General features: G+C 62.3%; 11 protein-coding genes and 1 pseudogene. All 12 read left to right on the top strand.

Features of this window, described 5'->3' with window-relative positions; translation table 11 throughout:
- Nucleotides 1–3 precede the first annotated feature (3 nt).
- The 12 genes and pseudogenes from pilM to gbpA all read left to right on the top strand — a co-directional run bounded on the left by pilM (nucleotide 4) and on the right by gbpA (nucleotide 16,660).
- Nucleotides 4–978, top strand: coding sequence for a type IV pilus assembly protein PilM (pilM, locus tag AC19YR_RS04190; RefSeq protein WP_500597300.1), 975 nt, complete (start codon nucleotides 4–6; stop codon nucleotides 976–978).
- Nucleotides 978–1,538: a PilN domain-containing protein gene (locus tag AC19YR_RS04185; protein WP_500597298.1), complete on the top strand. Its 561-nt coding sequence runs from the start codon at nucleotides 978–980 to the stop codon at nucleotides 1,536–1,538. The genes pilM and AC19YR_RS04185 overlap by 1 nt, the downstream gene beginning before the upstream one ends.
- Nucleotides 1,535–2,134: a type IV pilus inner membrane component PilO gene (locus AC19YR_RS04180; protein ID WP_095108901.1), complete on the top strand. Its 600-nt coding sequence runs from the start codon at nucleotides 1,535–1,537 to the stop codon at nucleotides 2,132–2,134. Before AC19YR_RS04185 ends, AC19YR_RS04180 begins: the two co-directional genes overlap by 4 nt.
- The gene (locus AC19YR_RS04175) at nucleotides 2,131–2,646 is read left to right on the top strand and encodes a pilus assembly protein PilP (RefSeq protein ID WP_500597296.1); all 516 of its coding nucleotides are present in this window, start codon (nucleotides 2,131–2,133) and stop codon (nucleotides 2,644–2,646) included. Before AC19YR_RS04180 ends, AC19YR_RS04175 begins: the two co-directional genes overlap by 4 nt.
- Before the next feature lie 113 nt (nucleotides 2,647–2,759).
- Nucleotides 2,760–3,998: pseudogene (locus tag AC19YR_RS04170) on the top strand (type IV pilus secretin PilQ); the annotation flags it as partial.
- 4 nt (nucleotides 3,999–4,002) lie between these two features.
- Nucleotides 4,003–4,521 (top strand): shikimate kinase AroK, encoded by a 519-nt coding sequence (gene aroK / locus AC19YR_RS04165; RefSeq protein WP_095109004.1) that lies wholly within the window; start codon nucleotides 4,003–4,005, stop codon nucleotides 4,519–4,521.
- 148 nt (nucleotides 4,522–4,669) lie between these two features.
- A complete protein-coding gene (gene aroB / locus AC19YR_RS04160; protein ID WP_095108904.1) occupies nucleotides 4,670–5,770 on the top strand; it encodes a 3-dehydroquinate synthase in 1,101 nt (366 codons plus the stop codon).
- 10 nt (nucleotides 5,771–5,780) lie between these two features.
- Complete coding sequence (locus AC19YR_RS04155) at nucleotides 5,781–7,355, top strand: SPOR domain-containing protein (RefSeq protein WP_095108905.1); 1,575 nt, start codon at nucleotides 5,781–5,783, stop codon at nucleotides 7,353–7,355.
- Between the two features lie 350 nt (nucleotides 7,356–7,705).
- A complete protein-coding gene (gene gltB / locus AC19YR_RS04150) occupies nucleotides 7,706–12,151 on the top strand; it encodes a glutamate synthase large subunit (RefSeq protein WP_500597293.1) in 4,446 nt (1,481 codons plus the stop codon).
- Between the two features lie 123 nt (nucleotides 12,152–12,274).
- Nucleotides 12,275–13,693 (top strand): FAD-dependent oxidoreductase, encoded by a 1,419-nt coding sequence (locus AC19YR_RS04145; RefSeq protein WP_500597291.1) that lies wholly within the window; start codon nucleotides 12,275–12,277, stop codon nucleotides 13,691–13,693.
- Nucleotides 13,694–13,836: 143 nt separating this feature from the next.
- On the top strand, nucleotides 13,837–14,904 hold the full coding sequence (hemE, locus tag AC19YR_RS04140; protein ID WP_095108908.1) for a uroporphyrinogen decarboxylase: 1,068 nt from the start codon (nucleotides 13,837–13,839) through the stop codon (nucleotides 14,902–14,904).
- A 292-nt stretch (nucleotides 14,905–15,196) separates the two neighbouring features.
- Entirely contained in the window at nucleotides 15,197–16,660 is a 1,464-nt protein-coding gene (gene gbpA, locus AC19YR_RS04135) for an N-acetylglucosamine-binding protein GbpA (RefSeq protein ID WP_500597289.1), read from the top strand.
- Nucleotides 16,661–16,674: the final 14 nt, after the last annotated feature.

Here is a 16,674-nt window from a genome sequence, read left to right as displayed (position 1 = left end):
GAAATGATCGTGCCAGGACTCTTCGGCAATAAAAACGGCAGGCTGCTGGGTATTGATATCGGCGCCACTTCTATACGGCTGGTGGAACTGAGCCGTTGCGGCACCGGTTTACGGCTCGATGCCTACGCCATCGAGCCACTGCCCCCCGGCGTGGTGGTCGAACGTAATCTGCTCGATACCCAGGGCGCAGCCCAGGTGCTCTCGCGGCTGTTGCTCAAGGCTGGCACCGCTTTGAAGGAGGGCGCCAGCGCCGTGGGCGGCGCGGCGGTCATCAGCAAAACCCTGGAGCTGGAAAGTGGCCTCGGCGAGGCGGACATGCAGGCCGCGATCATGCTCGAAGCCGAGCAGTACATTCCCTATCCCCTTGAAGACGTCGCCATCGACTTTGAAGTCCTGACCTGCCCCGCGCTTGAGCCCGGGCGGGTGTCGGTGTTGCTGGCCGCTTGCCGCAAGGCGGATGTCCAGGCCCGCGAAGCGCTGCTGGCCCTGGCCGGCCTGCGGGCCCGGGTGGTGGAAAGCGAAACCGATGCCCTGGAACGTGCGTTGGCGCGGCTCGATGGGGTTAATGACCCGGGTGTCGTCGCCGTGGTCGATGCAGGCATCAGCACCACGACCTTGAGCCTGGTCCGCGAGGGGCGCATCGTCCAGGTTCGCGAGCTGCTGTTGGGGGCCTTCCCACAGGGTGGCGCGGCTGTGGAGGACTTCCAGCTTGAACTGAGCCAGCAAGTCTCCCGGGCGTTGCAGGCGTTTATGGCGCTCGATCAGGCCACGGCGGTCGAGCATTTGGTGTTAACCGGCGAAATGGCAGCGTATCCGGGGCTGGTGCAAGGCGTTGGGCAGACGTTGGGGCTGCCGGCGCTCGTCGCCAACCCGTTTCACGACATGGCCCTGGGCGATCAGGTCGATGCCTGCGCGCTAGCCACTGATGCTCCGGCGCTGATGGTGGCCTGTGGGTTGGCCATGCGGAGTTTCGACTGATGGCCAGGATTAACTTTCTGCCCTGGCGCGAGGCCCGTCGCCAGGCGCGGCGCAAGGAGTTCATCGTCATTGCGCTGGGCGCGATGCTGGGGGCTATGGCAGTGGTGCTGCTGGTTGGCCAGTACCTCGACAGCGCGAGCCGACATCAGTCGGTACGCAACCTGGCGCTGGGCCGGCAAATCGCAACGCTGGACGAACAGGTTGCACGGTTCGATGAACTCAAAGCTCAGCGCCAGGTATCGATGGAGCGCCTGAGAGTGATTCAGGGTTTACAGGGCGACCGCCATCGTGGCGGGCGGATACTTGAGCAGTTGGTTCACGTCTTGGTTGACGGTGTGTACTTCACCGAAGTGGCCATGGGCGGCCAGACCCTGTCGATTGTCGGGGTCAGTCAGTCGAACCCGCAACTGGCCGAGTTGATGCGCAAACTTGCGGCCTCTGGTTTGTTCGAGGCGCCGACCCTCGAACAAATCCGGGCAACCGGCGGGCAAGCGCATTTAGGGGCTTTCCAGCTGACCGTAGCCCAGGCTCGGCCGAGCGTGGCGGGGGGAGTGCAATGAACGCGATGCAATGGTCGGGCGACCTGACGTTGAGCAACCTGGGGGACTGGCCGCCCATCGCCAAGGTTGCGGCGGTCGCCCTGTTGCTGTGCCTGGTGCTGGCATTGGGCTACGGCATCTACCTTAAGCCCATGAGCCAACACCTTGAGCGGCTGCGCATGGATGAACGACGCCAGCAGGAGCGGCTCGCCGCCAAGACGCGGCTGGCCGCGGACCTGGAGCAGTACCAGGCGAAGATGCAGCTTATGCAGCACAGTTTCGAGGGGTTGCTGCGCCAGCTCCCGGCGGGCAGCGAAGTGCCGGATTTACTGGACGATATCACCCGGACGGCGACTGGCAGCGGCTTGGTGTTTGAGGAAATCAAGCTGCTGGCGCCGGTGGAGCAAGCGTTTTACCGCGAGTTGCCGATGCAGGTTGTCGTCATCGGCGCCTATCACGACCTCGCCACCTTCGTTAGCCGTTTGGGCGCGTTGCCGCGAATCGTCACCTTGCATGACTTCCAGATCGGCCCTGTGGTGGTCGGCAGCGAGTCGCCGCTGCGCATGGCGTTGCAGGCCCGGACTTACAGCTACGACCCGGCGGAGCAGCAGCCATGAACCGCGGCCTATGGATGGCCAGTGTGCTGGCGGCAATCTCCGGTTGCAGCAGCGACAGCGCCGAGCAGGTTGCCAGCTCGGCTACCAGCACACTTAGCCTGCCATCGACCATTGAGCCTGCTGCGTTGCCGGACGTTGGGCCAGCCTTCATCTATAAGGCCGCGGGGTTGCGCGACCCCTTCCGCTCTTCGGCTGTGGAGCTGGTGCCGCGCCCAGCGGTGGCGCGCGCGCAGGTACAGCCTGATCCGACGCGGGGAAAGCACTTTTTGGAAGGCTTTGCTCTGGAGCAGTTCGAAATGGTCGGCACGCTCTCCAACGCGGGTGCGTCTTTTGTGCTGCTACGTGGGCCGGGCGGTGTACACCGATTGAAGGTGGGCGACTACCTGGGCCGCAACGACGGGCGGGTGGTGGCCGTGGGTGAGCGGCATGTGGAGGTCATCGAACTCGTTCCCGAGGGCGAGGAGGGCTGGCTGGAACGCTCTCGAATCCTCGCTTTGAAAGCACACTCCTGAAGGGAATCGGAACCATGAAAAGGACTCTTTCATCCTGTGTGATGGCGCTATGGATGGCGTCGGTGCAGGCAAACGTAACCGATCTCCCTGCCTTGGGTGGGTGGGGTGGCCAGTACAGTGGCGAAAAGCTGTCGCTGAACTTCCAGGACATTGAAGTACGTTCGGTGCTGCAAGTGATCGCCGACTTCACCCGGCTCAATCTGGTGGCCAGCGATGCGGTGCAGGGCAGTATCACCCTGCGCTTGCACGAGGTGCCTTGGGATCAGGCACTGGACATCGTCCTCAAGACCAAGGGCCTGGATCAGCGCAAAGTCGGCAACGTGCTGTTGGTAGCGCCCGCGGATGAAATCGCCGCCCGCGAGCGGCTGGAACTGGAGTCGCAACGCCAGGTGGCGGACCTGGCGCCGCTGCGTCGGGAACTGCTGCAAGTCAACTACGCCAAGGCCAGCGACATTGCCAAGCTGTTCCAGTCGGTGACCGGCGCCGAGGTCAGTGCTGAAGGGCGGGGCTCGATCACAGTGGACGAGCGCACCAACAACATCATTGCCTACCAGACCCAAAACCGCCTCGACGAACTCAAGCGCATCGTCGCGCAGCTGGATATCCCGGTGCGTCAGGTGATGATCGAGGCGCGCATCGTCGAGGCGGATGTGGGCTACGACAAAAGCCTGGGGGTGCGCTGGGGCGGCTCGATCCGCGGTGGCGGGCGCTGGAGCGCGTCGGGTACCGGCGCGTCTTCGGACGAGGGCGAAGCCAGTTCGCCTTTTGTTGACCTGGGTGTGGCCAATCGCACATCCGGCATCGGGGTGGCCTACATCAAGGACAACCTGCTGTTGGACCTTGAACTGACCGCCATGGAGAAGACCGGCAACGGGGAGATCATCTCCCAGCCCAAAGTGGTGACCTCCGACAAGGAGACCGCCAAGATTCTCAAGGGCACGGAAATCCCCTACCAACAATCGGCCAAGGACGGCGCGACCTCGGTGTCGTTCAAAGAGGCGTCGCTGTCCCTGGAGGTCACGCCGCAAATCACCCCGGACAACCAGATCATCATGGCGGTCAAGGTCACCAAGGATGAGCCCGATTACCTGAACCGCCTCAATGACGTCCCGCCGATCAGAAAAAACGAAGTCAACGCCAAGGTGTTGGTGGCCGATGGCGAGACCACCGTGATTGGTGGCGTGTTCTCAAATACTCAAAGCAAGGTCATAGATAAGGTGCCATTTCTTGGCGATGTGCCGTATCTTGGCCGCCTTTTCCGAAGGGATGTTGTTTCGGATAAAAAATCCGAGCTGCTGGTGTTCCTGACTCCCCGTATCATGGACAACCAGGCGATTGCTGCGAGTCATTGATTCTGTGCGAAATTTGATTCTTGTTGGGCCAATGGGTGCTGGTAAAAGCACCATTGGCCGCTTGCTGGCCAAAGAGCTGCGCCTGCCGTTCAAAGATTCCGACAAGGAAATTGAATTGCGCACGGGCGCCAATATCCCGTGGATCTTCGATAAAGAAGGCGAACCGGGTTTCCGTGACCGTGAAGAGGCGATGATCGCCGAACTCTGCGCCCTTGATGGTGTGGTGCTGGCGACCGGCGGTGGCGCGGTCATGCGCGAAGCCAATCGCCGCGCCCTGCATGCCGGCGGGCGCGTGGTTTACCTGCATGCCTCGGTGGAGCAGCAGGTGGGGCGCACCGCACGGGACCGCAATCGGCCATTGCTGCGTACCGCCGATCCGGAAAAGACCCTGCGCGACTTGCTGGCGCTGCGCGACCCGCTCTACCGGGAGATCGCCGACCTGGTGGTGCAAACCGATGAGCGGCCGCCGCGAATGGTGGTCCTGGACATCCTCGCCCGTCTGCAACAGCTGCCTCCCCGTTAAAGCGCGCGGCGAAATGCGCTATCCTCGGCGTCCGGCCGTGGGCGCCCAGGCTCGTGGCTTATGGCTATCAAGTGACGTCACAACACCGCGTGTTGCCGGCCTCTAGGCTGGGGCAAAACGCCAGCTTTCATTTTCACTGTGGGGATACATGCAGACACTTAAGGTCGATTTAGGCGAGCGCAGCTACCCGATTCACATTGGCGAAGGTTTGCTGGGGCGAACCGAGCTGCTGGCGCCGCACATTGCCGGGCGGCAAGTGGCGATTATCTCCAATGAGACGGTTGCGCCACTGTACCTGGAGCGCCTGGCCCGCAGCCTTGAGCAGTTCTCGGTGATCTCCGTGGTGCTGCCCGATGGCGAAGCCTTCAAGACCTGGGAAACCCTGCAACTGATTTTCGACGGCTTGCTCACCGCGCGGCACGACCGCCGCACCACGGTGATTGCCCTGGGCGGCGGTGTGATTGGCGATATGGCCGGTTTTGCGGCGGCGTGCTACCAGCGTGGCGTGGATTTCATCCAGGTGCCGACCACCTTGCTGTCCCAGGTCGATTCGTCGGTGGGCGGCAAGACCGGCATCAACCACCCGCTGGGCAAAAACATGGTGGGCGCCTTTTACCAGCCCAATGTGGTGCTGATCGATACGTCCACCCTCACTACCTTGCCGCCGCGCGAACTGTCGGCGGGCCTGGCGGAAGTCATCAAGTACGGCCTGATTTGCGATGAGCCGTTCCTGACCTGGCTGGAAGAAAACGTCGAGCGCCTGCGGGCCCTGGACCAGCAGGCGCTGACCGTCGCCATCGAGCGCTCCTGCGCGGCCAAGGCCGCCGTGGTGGGCGCCGATGAGCGTGAGTCCGGCGTGCGCGCCACCCTCAACCTGGGCCATACCTTCGGCCACGCCATCGAAACCCACATGGGCTATGGTGTTTGGCTGCACGGTGAGGCGGTGGCGGCGGGTACGGTCATGGCCCTGGAAATGTCCAGCCGCCTGGGCTGGATTACCGAGCAGGAGCGTGATCGCGGCATTCGCCTGTTCCAGCGCGCCGGTTTACCGGTGATGCCGCCGCAGGAGATGAGCGAAGCCGATTTCCTCGAACATATGGCAATTGACAAGAAAGTGATCGACGGTCGTTTGCGTCTGGTGCTGTTGCGCCGCATGGGCGAAGCCGTAGTGACCGACGATTATCCGAAAGAGATTTTACAGGCCACGCTGGGAGCGGATTACCGCGCCCTGGCTCAGCTCAAAGGTTAACAAGATCCCGATGACTAGTTTGCACGCCGACGAGGCTTTCCTCGGCCATTACCAGTTGAGCCACGACCCTTTCGCTCCACGGGTGCCTGGCTTCAAGTTTTTCCCTGCCCAGCGCAAACCGGTGCTGGGGCAGTTGCATCACCTGGCCCGCTACAGCCAGCTGCTGCTGGTGGTCACCGGCCCCCAGGGCAGCGGCAAGACCCTGCTGCGCCAGGCGTTGGTCGCCAGCACCAACAAGCAATCGGTGCAAAGCGTGGTGGTGTCGGCCCGTGGCGCTGGCGATGCGGCCGGCGTGCTGCGTCAGGTGGCCCAGGCGCTGAACGTGGCCCAGGCGCAAATCGGGGCGATTTTGGCGCAGGTGGTGCAACTGGCGCTGACAGGGCAGGAAGTCTACCTGCTGGTGGATGACGCCGAGCAGCTTGACGAGTCCGCCCTTGAGGCGCTACTGGCGCTGGCCGCAGGTGCCCCGGAAGGCCGGCCGCACGTGTTCCTGTTTGGCGAGTCGTCGCTGATTGCGGGCCTGGAGCAATTGAACACCGAGGAAGAGCGTTTCCACGTCATCGAATTGCAGCCCTATACCGAGGAAGAAACCCGCGAATACCTGGCCCAGCGCCTGGAAGGGGCCGGCCGGGGTATCGAACTTTTCACCGCGGATCAGATCTCTGATATTCACGAAGGCTCCGACGGCTGGCCTGGCATCATCAACCAGGTGGCCCGGGATGCAATGATCGAAGCCATGATTGCCAGCCGCTCAGCGGTCAAGCGTCCAAGTATGGGGTTCAACATGCCGAAGAAACATGTATTGGCGATATCCGCCGTTGTGGTGGTGGCCGTCGCGGCGGCCTGGTTGCTGCCAGGTCGCAGCAAGGCCCCGACCACCGGCGCGCCCGCGACCGAGCAGGCGCAACTGCCTCTGGGCCAGGGCACGCCGCAACCCAACGCCAGTGGCGGCCCAGCGGTGGAATTCGCCGGTTCGTCGCAGCCGATGCCGTTGCCGCTGGTCGGGCAGTCGCAACCGGTGATGCGTGGTCCGTTGGCCGAAGCAGCTGGCGGGATCAGCGAAGGTGACGATGGCGTGCCGGTGGAAGGCTCCAGCGCTACGCCGCCGACCGTCACCACCATCGCGCCACCTGCCGGCGAAACGCCGAGCCCGGCCCCCGTGCCGGCGACCCGTCCGGTGCCAACCCCTGAGCCCACTCAAGTCGCCGTCGCCAAACCTGCGCCTGTGGCCAAACCGGTTCCCGCTCCAGCCGCCAAACCTGCGGACAAACCTGTGACCGTGGCCAAGGCGTCTGCCGGCGGTAGCTGGTACGCCGGCCAGGCCCCGGGCAACTACGTGGTGCAGATCCTCGGCACCAGCTCCGAAGCCACGGCGCAGAAGTTCGTCAAGGAGCAGGGCGGCGAATACCGCTATTTCAAGAAAGTCCTCAACGGCAAGCCGCTTTTTGTCATTACCTACGGCAACTTCGCCAATCGTGATGCCGCCGTTACTGCTATCAAGGCCTTGCCAGCGAAGGTTCAGGCTGGTAAACCTTGGCCTCGCACTGTCGCCAGCGTTCAACAGGAACTGGCCACAACTCGCTGAAGATCCGGCGGCCTTACCCAGGCCGCCCTCCCGGCACCTCAAAAAAAAACCGCATGTGCGTGCTGCCCCTCCAGGCCGCGCGCTTTGTGGTGTCTGCGTCACAGTGGCTTTTGAGTCGTAGCGGTTGAAACCAAAAAAGTTTTGACTAGCACAGCGTATAGCTTTAAACCTTTCATAAATGCGACACGGATTTACGATAAGTCGTCGGAATTTGTGAGCGTTCGTGTCGGTGTGTACAATGACCTCCCTTTTGCCCCCGCAAAGCTGGCGTACGTTCGGCGCGGATGGCAAGTGGTTGAATTAAAAAGAAATTTGCCTCTATAAAGGGGCAGCCTGGTGAGAAAGTGTCTATGAAAGCAGGTCTGTACCAACCCGATGAATTCAAGGATAACTGCGGTTTCGGCCTGATAGCCCATATGCAGGGCGAACCCAGTCATACCCTATTGCAAACGGCCATCGAGGCCCTGACCTGCATGACCCACCGCGGTGGGATTAATGCGGACGGCAAGACCGGCGACGGTTGCGGTCTGCTGATTCAAAAACCCGACCTGTTCCTGCGCGCAGTCGCCCAGGAACACTTCGGCGTCGATTTGCCGCGCCAGTACGCGGTGGGCATGGTTTTTTTCAACCAGGACCCGGTCAAAGCCGAGGCGGCTCGCGAGCACATGAACCGCGAAATCCTCGCCGCAGGCCTGCAATTGGTGGGTTGGCGCAAAGTGCCGATCGACACCAGCGTCCTCGGGCGCCTGGCCCTGGAGCGCTTGCCGCAGATCGAGCAGGTGTTCATCGGTGGCCAAGACCTGAGCGATCAGGAAATGGCCATCAAGCTGTTCACTTCCCGTCGCCGGTCGTCGGTGAGCAACGCCGCCGACACCGACCACTACATCTGCAGCTTTTCCCACAAGACCATCATTTATAAAGGCCTGATGATGCCGGCGGACCTCACCGCCTTCTATCCAGACCTCAATGACGAGCGCCTGCAAACCGCGATCTGCGTGTTCCACCAGCGCTTTTCTACCAACACCCTGCCGAAATGGCCGCTGGCCCAGCCATTCCGCTTCCTCGCCCACAACGGCGAGATCAACACCATCACCGGCAACCGCAACTGGGCCCTGGCCCGGCGCACCAAGTTCGCCAACGACTTGATGGACCTCGAAGAGCTCGGCCCGCTGGTTAACCGCGTGGGTTCCGACTCCTCCAGCATGGACAACATGCTGGAACTGATGGTCACCGGCGGCATCGACCTGTTCCGTGGCGTGCGCATGATTATTCCGCCTGCGTGGCAGAACGTCGAAACCATGGACCCGGACCTGCGGGCGTTCTACGAATACAACTCCATGCACATGGAGCCCTGGGACGGCCCGGCCGGCGTGGTCATGACCGATGGTCGCTACGCCGTGTGCCTGCTCGACCGCAACGGCCTGCGCCCGGCGCGCTGGGTCACCACCACCAATGGCTTCATCACCCTGGCCTCGGAAATCGGCGTGTGGAACTACCAGCCCCAGGACGTGATCGCCAAGGGCCGCGTAGGGCCTGGGCAGATCTTTGCCGTGGACACCGAGACCGGGCAGATCCTCGACACTGACGCCATCGACAATCGCCTCAAGTCCCGTCATCCGTACAAGCAATGGCTGCGCAAGAATGCCCTGCGTATCCAGGCCACCATGGAAGACAACGACCACGGCTCGGCTTTCTACGATGTCGATCAGCTCAAGCAGTACATGAAGATGTACCAGGTCACCTTCGAGGAGCGTGACCAGGTGCTGCGCCCACTCGGCGAGCAAGGCTACGAAGCGGTCGGCTCCATGGGTGACGACACACCGATGGCCGTGCTGTCCCAGCGCGTGCGTACGCCGTACGACTACTTTCGCCAGCAGTTCGCGCAGGTCACCAACCCGCCGATCGACCCGCTGCGCGAAGCTATCGTCATGTCCCTGGAAATCTGCCTGGGGGCCGAGCGCAACATCTTCCAGGAATCGCCGGAGCACGCCTCGCGCGTCATCCTCAGCTCGCCGGTGATTTCCCCGGCCAAGTGGCGTTCGCTGATGAACCTTGATCGCCCGGGCTTTGAGCGCCAGGTCATCGACCTCAATTACGACGAAAGCGTCGGTTTGGAAGCGGCGGTGCGCAACATCGCCGACCAGGCCGAAGAGGCGGTACGCGCCGGGCGCACGCAAATCGTGCTCAGCGACCGCCACATCGCCCCGGGCAAACTGCCGGTGCACGCTTCCCTGGCTACCGGTGCGGTGCACCATCGCCTGACCGAAAAAGGCCTGCGCTGCGACTCCAACATCCTGGTGGAAACCGCCACCGCCCGCGACCCGCACCACTTCGCGGTGTTGATCGGTTTCGGCGCCTCGGCGGTGTATCCGTTCCTGGCCTACGAAGTGCTGGGCGATTTGATCCGTACCGGTGAGGTGCTGGGCGACCTCTATGAGGTGTTCAAGAACTACCGCAAGGGCATCACCAAGGGCCTGCTCAAGATCCTGTCGAAAATGGGTATTTCCACCATCGCCTCGTACCGCGGTGCGCAACTGTTTGAGGCCATCGGCCTGTCCGAAGAAGTGTGCAACCTGAGCTTTCGTGGCGTGCCGAGCCGGATCAAGGGCGCGCGCTTCGTTGACCTGGAAGCCGAGCAGAAAGCCCTGGCCGCCGAAGCCTGGAGCCCGCGCAAGGCGATCCAGCAGGGCGGTTTGCTCAAGTTCGTCCACGGTGGCGAGTACCACGCCTATAACCCGGATGTGGTCAGCACCCTGCAAGCCGCCGTGCAGCAGGGTGACTACAGCAAGTTCAAGGAATACACCGCGCTGGTGGACAACCGTCCGATCTCGATGATTCGCGACCTGTTCAAGGTCAAGACCCTCGAGACGCCGCTGGACATCAGCGAGATCGAACCTCTGGAATCGGTGCTCAAACGCTTCGATTCCGCCGGTATCTCCCTCGGCGCCCTGTCCCCGGAAGCCCATGAAGCCCTGGCCGAAGCGATGAACCGCCTCGGTGCGCGTTCCAACTCTGGCGAAGGCGGCGAAGACCCAGCGCGCTACGGCACCATCAAAAGCTCGAAAATCAAGCAAGTGGCCACGGGCCGTTTCGGCGTGACTCCGGAATACCTGGTCAACGCTGAAGTGCTGCAAATCAAGGTTGCCCAGGGCGCCAAACCGGGCGAGGGCGGGCAACTGCCGGGCGGCAAGGTCAATGGCCTGATCGCCAAGCTGCGTTATGCGGTGCCGGGCGTGACCCTGATTTCGCCGCCGCCGCACCACGACATCTATTCGATCGAAGATTTGTCGCAACTGATTTTCGACTTGAAGCAGGTCAACCCCAAGGCCCTGGTTTCCGTGAAACTGGTGGCCGAGGCGGGCGTGGGCACCATCGCCGCGGGCGTGGCCAAGGCCTACGCGGACCTGATTACCATCTCCGGCTACGACGGCGGCACCGGCGCTTCGCCGCTGACCTCCATCAAGTACGCGGGCGCGCCGTGGGAACTGGGCCTGGCCGAAACCCACCAGACCCTGCGCGGCAACGACCTGCGTGGCAAGGTCCGGGTGCAGACCGACGGCGGCCTGAAAACCGGCCTGGACGTCATCAAGGCCGCGATCCTCGGCGCCGAGAGCTTCGGCTTCGGCACCGCACCGATGATCGCCCTGGGCTGCAAATACCTGCGCATCTGCCACCTGAACAACTGCGCCACAGGCGTGGCCACCCAGAATGAAAAACTGCGCAAGGACCACTACATCGGCACCGTCGACATGGTGGTCAACTTCTTCACCTACGTGGCCGAAGAAACCCGCGAGTGGCTGGCCAAACTGGGCGTGCGCACCCTCGAAGAGCTGATCGGGCGCACCGACCTTTTGGAGGTGCTCGAAGGCCAGACGCCCAAGCAGAACCACTTGGACGTGACCCCGTTGCTGGGCAGCGACCACGTGCCGGCGGACAAGCCGCAGTTCTGCCAGGTCGAGCGCAACCCGCCATTCGACAAAGGCCTCTTGGCCGAGAAAATGGTCGAGATGGCCACCGCGGCCATCAACGACCTCAGCGGCGCCGAATTCGCCCTGGATATCTGCAATTGCGACCGCTCCATCGGCGCCCGCATCTCCGGGGAAATCGCGCGCAAGCACGGCAACCAGGGCATGGCCAAGGCACCGATCACCTTCCGCTTCAAGGGCACGGCCGGGCAGAGTTTTGGCGTGTGGAACGCCGGCGGCCTGAACATGTACCTCGAAGGCGACGCCAACGACTACGTGGGCAAGGGCATGACCGGCGGCAAACTGGTCATCGTTCCTCCCAAGGGCAGCGTCTACAAGACGCAGGACAGTGCCATCATCGGCAACACCTGCCTCTACGGCGCCACTGGCGGCAAGTTGTTCGCTGCCGGCACGGCGGGCGAGCGCTTCGCGGTGCGCAACTCCGGCGCTCACACCGTTGTAGAAGGCACCGGCGATCACTGTTGCGAATACATGACCGGCGGCTTCGTCTGCGTGCTGGGCAAGACCGGCTACAACTTCGGCTCAGGCATGACCGGCGGTTTCGCCTACGTGCTCGACCAGGACAACACCTTCGTTGACCGGGTCAACCACGAACTGGTGGAAATCCAGCGCATCAGCGGCGAAGCGATGGAAGCCTATCGCAGCCACCTGCAGCGTGTGCTGGACGAGTACGTTCAAGAGACCGACAGCCCATGGGGCCGCGAGCTTGCCGAGAACCTGGACGACTACTTGCGTCGTTTCTGGCTCGTCAAACCCAAAGCGGCGAGCCTCAAGTCGTTGCTCTCCAGCACGCGTGCCAATCCGCAATAGGGCACAGCTGCACGCGGCGAGTTTCAAGCCGCAAGTTAACAGCAGTGCGCGACTGGCCTGCCACCGTGATTGTCTTGCAGCTTGAAGCCTGGCGCTTCGAGCTGCTGCTAAGAGGTTTTGAAAATGGCTGAACGTCTGAATAACGACTTCCAGTTCATCGATGTCGGGCGCAAAGATCCGAAGAAGAAGCTGTTGCGTCAACGCAAGAAAGAGTTCGTGGAGATCTACGAACCGTTCAAACCCCAGCAGTCGGCCGACCAGGCCCACCGCTGCCTGGGTTGCGGCAACCCCTATTGCGAATGGAAGTGCCCAGTGCACAACTTCATTCCCAACTGGCTGAAACTGGTGGCCGAGGGCAACATCCTCGCCGCCGCCGAGCTGTCGCACCAGACCAACACCCTGCCGGAAGTCTGCGGCCGGGTGTGCCCGCAGGATCGCCTCTGCGAGGGTGCCTGCACCCTCAACGACGGTTTCGGCGCGGTGACCATTGGTTCGGTAGAGAAGTACATCACCGACACCGCGTTCGCCATGGGCTGGCGCCCGGATATGTCCAAGGTCAAACCCACCGGCAAGCGCGTCGCGGTGATCGGCGCCGGCCCGGCGGGCCTGGGCTGTGCCGACGTGTTGGTGCGCGGCGGCGTGACCCCGGTGGTGTTCGACAAAAACCCGGAAATCGGTGGCCTGCTGACCTTCGGCATCCCCGAGTTCAAGCTGGAAAAAACCGTGCTCAGCCACCGTCGCGAAGTGTTCACGGGCATGGGCATCGAGTTCCGCCTCAATACCGAAGTGGGCAAGGACGTGACCATCGAGCAATTGCTCGAAGAATACGATGCCGTGTTCATGGGCATGGGCACCTACACCTACATGAAGGGCGGCTTTGCCGGCGAGGACTTGCCGGGTGTCTACGACGCCCTGGATTTCCTGATCGCCAACGTCAACCGCAACCTGGGTTTTGAAAAAGCCCCGGCAGACTTCATCGACATGAAAGGCAAGAAAGTCGTGGTCCTGGGCGGCGGCGACACGGCGATGGACTGCAACCGCACCTCGATCCGCCAGGGCGCCAAGTCGGTGACCTGCGCCTATCGGCGTGACGAAGCGAACATGCCGGGTTCGCGCAAAGAGGTGAAGAACGCCAAGGAAGAAGGGGTGAAATTCCTCTACAACCGCCAGCCGATCGCCATCGTCGGTGAAGACCGGGTCGAAGGCGTGAAAGTGGTCGAAACCCGTCTCGGCGAACCGGACGCCCGTGGCCGTCGCAGCCCGGAGCCGATTCCCGGTTCCGAAGAGATCATCCCGGCGGACGCCGTGGTCATCGCTTTTGGCTTTCGGCCAAGCCCGGCGCCGTGGTTCGAGCAGTTCAGCATCCAGACCGATAGCCAGGGCCGCGTCGTGGCGCCGGAGCAGGGCCAGTACAAGCACCAGACCAGCAACCCGAAAATCTTCGCCGGTGGCGACATGGTGCGCGGCTCCGACCTGGTGGTGACGGCGATCTTCGAGGGGCGCAACGCCGCCGAAGGGATCCTCGACTACTTGGGCGTCTGACGACGTTAGCTGCCAGTTCCAAGCTGCAAGCTGCAAGTGGAAGCAACCACGCTTTTGACTTGCCGCTTGTAGCTTGTCGCTAGTCACTGTCTTTCTCTGTCTCGCTCTGAGAAAATGCCCGCACTTTTTTTGCGGATGCCGACATGACTGCCCTGAAGAACGACCGTTTCCTACGTGCCCTGCTCAAGCAACCTGTAGACGTCACTCCGGTGTGGATGATGCGTCAAGCCGGGCGCTACCTGCCGGAATACCGCGCTAGCCGCGCTAATGCCGGTGATTTCATGAGCCTGTGCATGAACCCGGAGTTCGCCTGCGAAGTCACCCTGCAGCCATTGGACCGCTACCCACAACTGGACGCGGCCATCCTTTTCTCCGACATCCTGACCATCCCCGACGCCATGGGCCAAGGCCTGTACTTCGAGACCGGCGAAGGCCCGCGCTTCAAGAAAGTCATCAGCACCCTGGCCGACATCGAAGCCTTGCCGATCCCCGATCCGCATAAGGACCTGGGCTACGTCATGGATGCGGTCAGCACCATCCGCCGTGAGCTCAACGGCCGCGTGCCGCTGATCGGGTTCTCTGGCAGCCCCTGGACCCTGGCCACCTATATGGTCGAAGGCGGCTCGTCGAAGGATTTCCGCAAGACCAAGGCCTTGCTCTACGACAACCCGCAGGCCATGCACCTGCTGCTGGACAAGCTCGCGCAGTCGGTTGTCAGCTACCTCAATGGCCAGATCATGGCTGGCGCCCAGGCTGTGCAGATTTTCGACACCTGGGGCGGCAACCTGTCGGCGGCGGCGTACCAGGAGTTCTCCCTGGCCTACATGCGCAAGATCGTCAGCGGCCTGATCCGCGAGCACGAGGGCCGCAAGGTGCCGGTGATCCTGTTCACCAAGAACGGTGGCCTGTGGCTGGAAAGCATCGCCGACGCCGGTGCCGATGCCCTGGGCCTGGACTGGACCTGCGACCTGGGCAACGCCCGTGAGCGCGTGGGCAGCAAGGTTGCCCTGCAAGGCAACATGGACCCCACCGTGTTGTACGCCAAGCCTGAAGCCATCCGTACTGAAGTCGGGCGCATCCTGGCCAGCTATGGCAAAGGCAGCGGCCACGTGTTCAACCTCGGCCATGGCATCACCCCGGAAGTCGATCCGGAGCATGCGGGCGCGTTCCTGCGGGCCGTGCACGAGTTGTCGGCGCAATACCACGAATAAGCTGTCCTGATGTTGCCAAAGCCTGTCCCGCCCCGTGCCGGACAGGCTTTTTTATGGAGAAAAATCGGATGGCAATTGTTTAAAACGTTTTTTCTTGTAAGAGGTTTTTCTTTATTTGTCAGACGTGGCAAATACAAGGAATGGTCCTGCTTTTAGCGGTTATTTGCCCTACATAGAATTTTTATCTACTCCAGTAAGGTTCCAGCCCTTGCTGGGCGCCGTCCGAGCGAGGTTGCGAGCCTAGGTGTCGGCACGATGCCTGCTTTTCTATAAGTTGTCTGGAATCCATCCCATGATTAGAACTGTCCGAAAGTGCGGCATTTTTTCTGCCTGCACGTCATCCATGATCTTTTTCTCGGCCCTGTTAGCGTCGCAAGGCGCCCAGGCCCACGGTTACCTGGAAGTACCGCCCTCGCGGGCGCTGGCTTGCCAGAAGGGCCTGAATACCAACTGTGGCGGCGCGCAATACGAACCGCAAAGCGTTGGCGAAACCTTCAAGGGCTTCCCGGCGGGTGTGGGCGGTGCGCCCTTGCAAGGGCCGGTTGATGGCAAGATCGCCAGCGGCGGTGCCTCGCTGTTCTCCGCGCTGGACGCCCAGTCCGCTTCGCGCTGGTACCAGAGCGAAATCAAGGATCGCAACATCGATTTCCAGTGGCGTTACACCGCGGTCCACCCGGCCACCAAGCACGAATACTTCATCACCCGTAACGGCTGGAACCCCAATGCAGCCCTCACCCGTGCTTCGTTTGAAAGCACCCCGTTCTGCACCGTCGACGGCGGCAACCAGAAACCGGTTTCCGGTGCCCGCCACAGTTGCGTGCTGCCCGACGACAAGGCTGGCCCCCACATCGTTCTGGCCATCTGGACAGTGGGCGACACCGACGCCGCGTTCTACAACGTCGCCGATGTGAACATCCTCGCTGAAACGGCACTGCCTGGCGGCTGGTCGGCGGTGGGCAGCATCGCCCCGGCAACCCGCTTGCTGGTCGGCGACAAGGTCAAGGCCCGGGCGTTTTCCGCCGAGGGTGAGAGCCCGGCCTACAGCGTCGAAATCAGCATTGACAGCGCCGAAGACGGCGCCCCGGAAAACTGGGGCTTCAAACTGGCGGAAAAAATCAATGCCACCCACAGCCTCGTGCGCGCCGGTGTGCGTGACGAAAGCGGTAATGTTGAACCGGCCAAAGGCACCAACAGCCTGTACGCGCAAAAGGATAGCGGCGTGACCCGCTTTGAGGTGCAACTGCAGATGGTTGAAGATGCCGGCGCACGCCTGGCGGTATCTTCGCAACAAGCTGAGTATGTGCTGGACAAAGGCCGCGTGCGGATGGATTTCGGTGCGCTGAGCAACCGCAAGATGAACGTCGAAGCGACTCTGTTCGACGCCAGCAACAAGCCTGTTGGCGTGACCACCGCGCTGCTCGATGGCTCGACGATGCTGGCGATGGATGTGCGCAGCAACCCGGGTGTACACACCCTTACTCTAGTCGGCACCACCGCCGACGGCCGTACCACGCGCCAGGATACCCAGTCCGTTAACCTGACCGGCGAAGGCCTTGGCATCGAGCATGACTTTGTGTTCCCGCAAGGCATCGACCAGTACACCGCTGGGACCAAGGTGCTGCAAGCCAAGACCAACGAAGTCTTCGAGTGCAAGCCGTTCCCTGCGTCTGGCTACTGCAAGCAGTACAGCCCGACTGCCACAGGCTTCGAGCCAGGTGTCGGCGAACACTCGCACATGGCCTGGGACAAACTCTGACGCTAACAGGGCGG

The organism is Pseudomonas sp. MF08817 (assembly GCF_059862705.1).
This window is presented reverse-complemented; position numbering and strand designations above follow the sequence as displayed.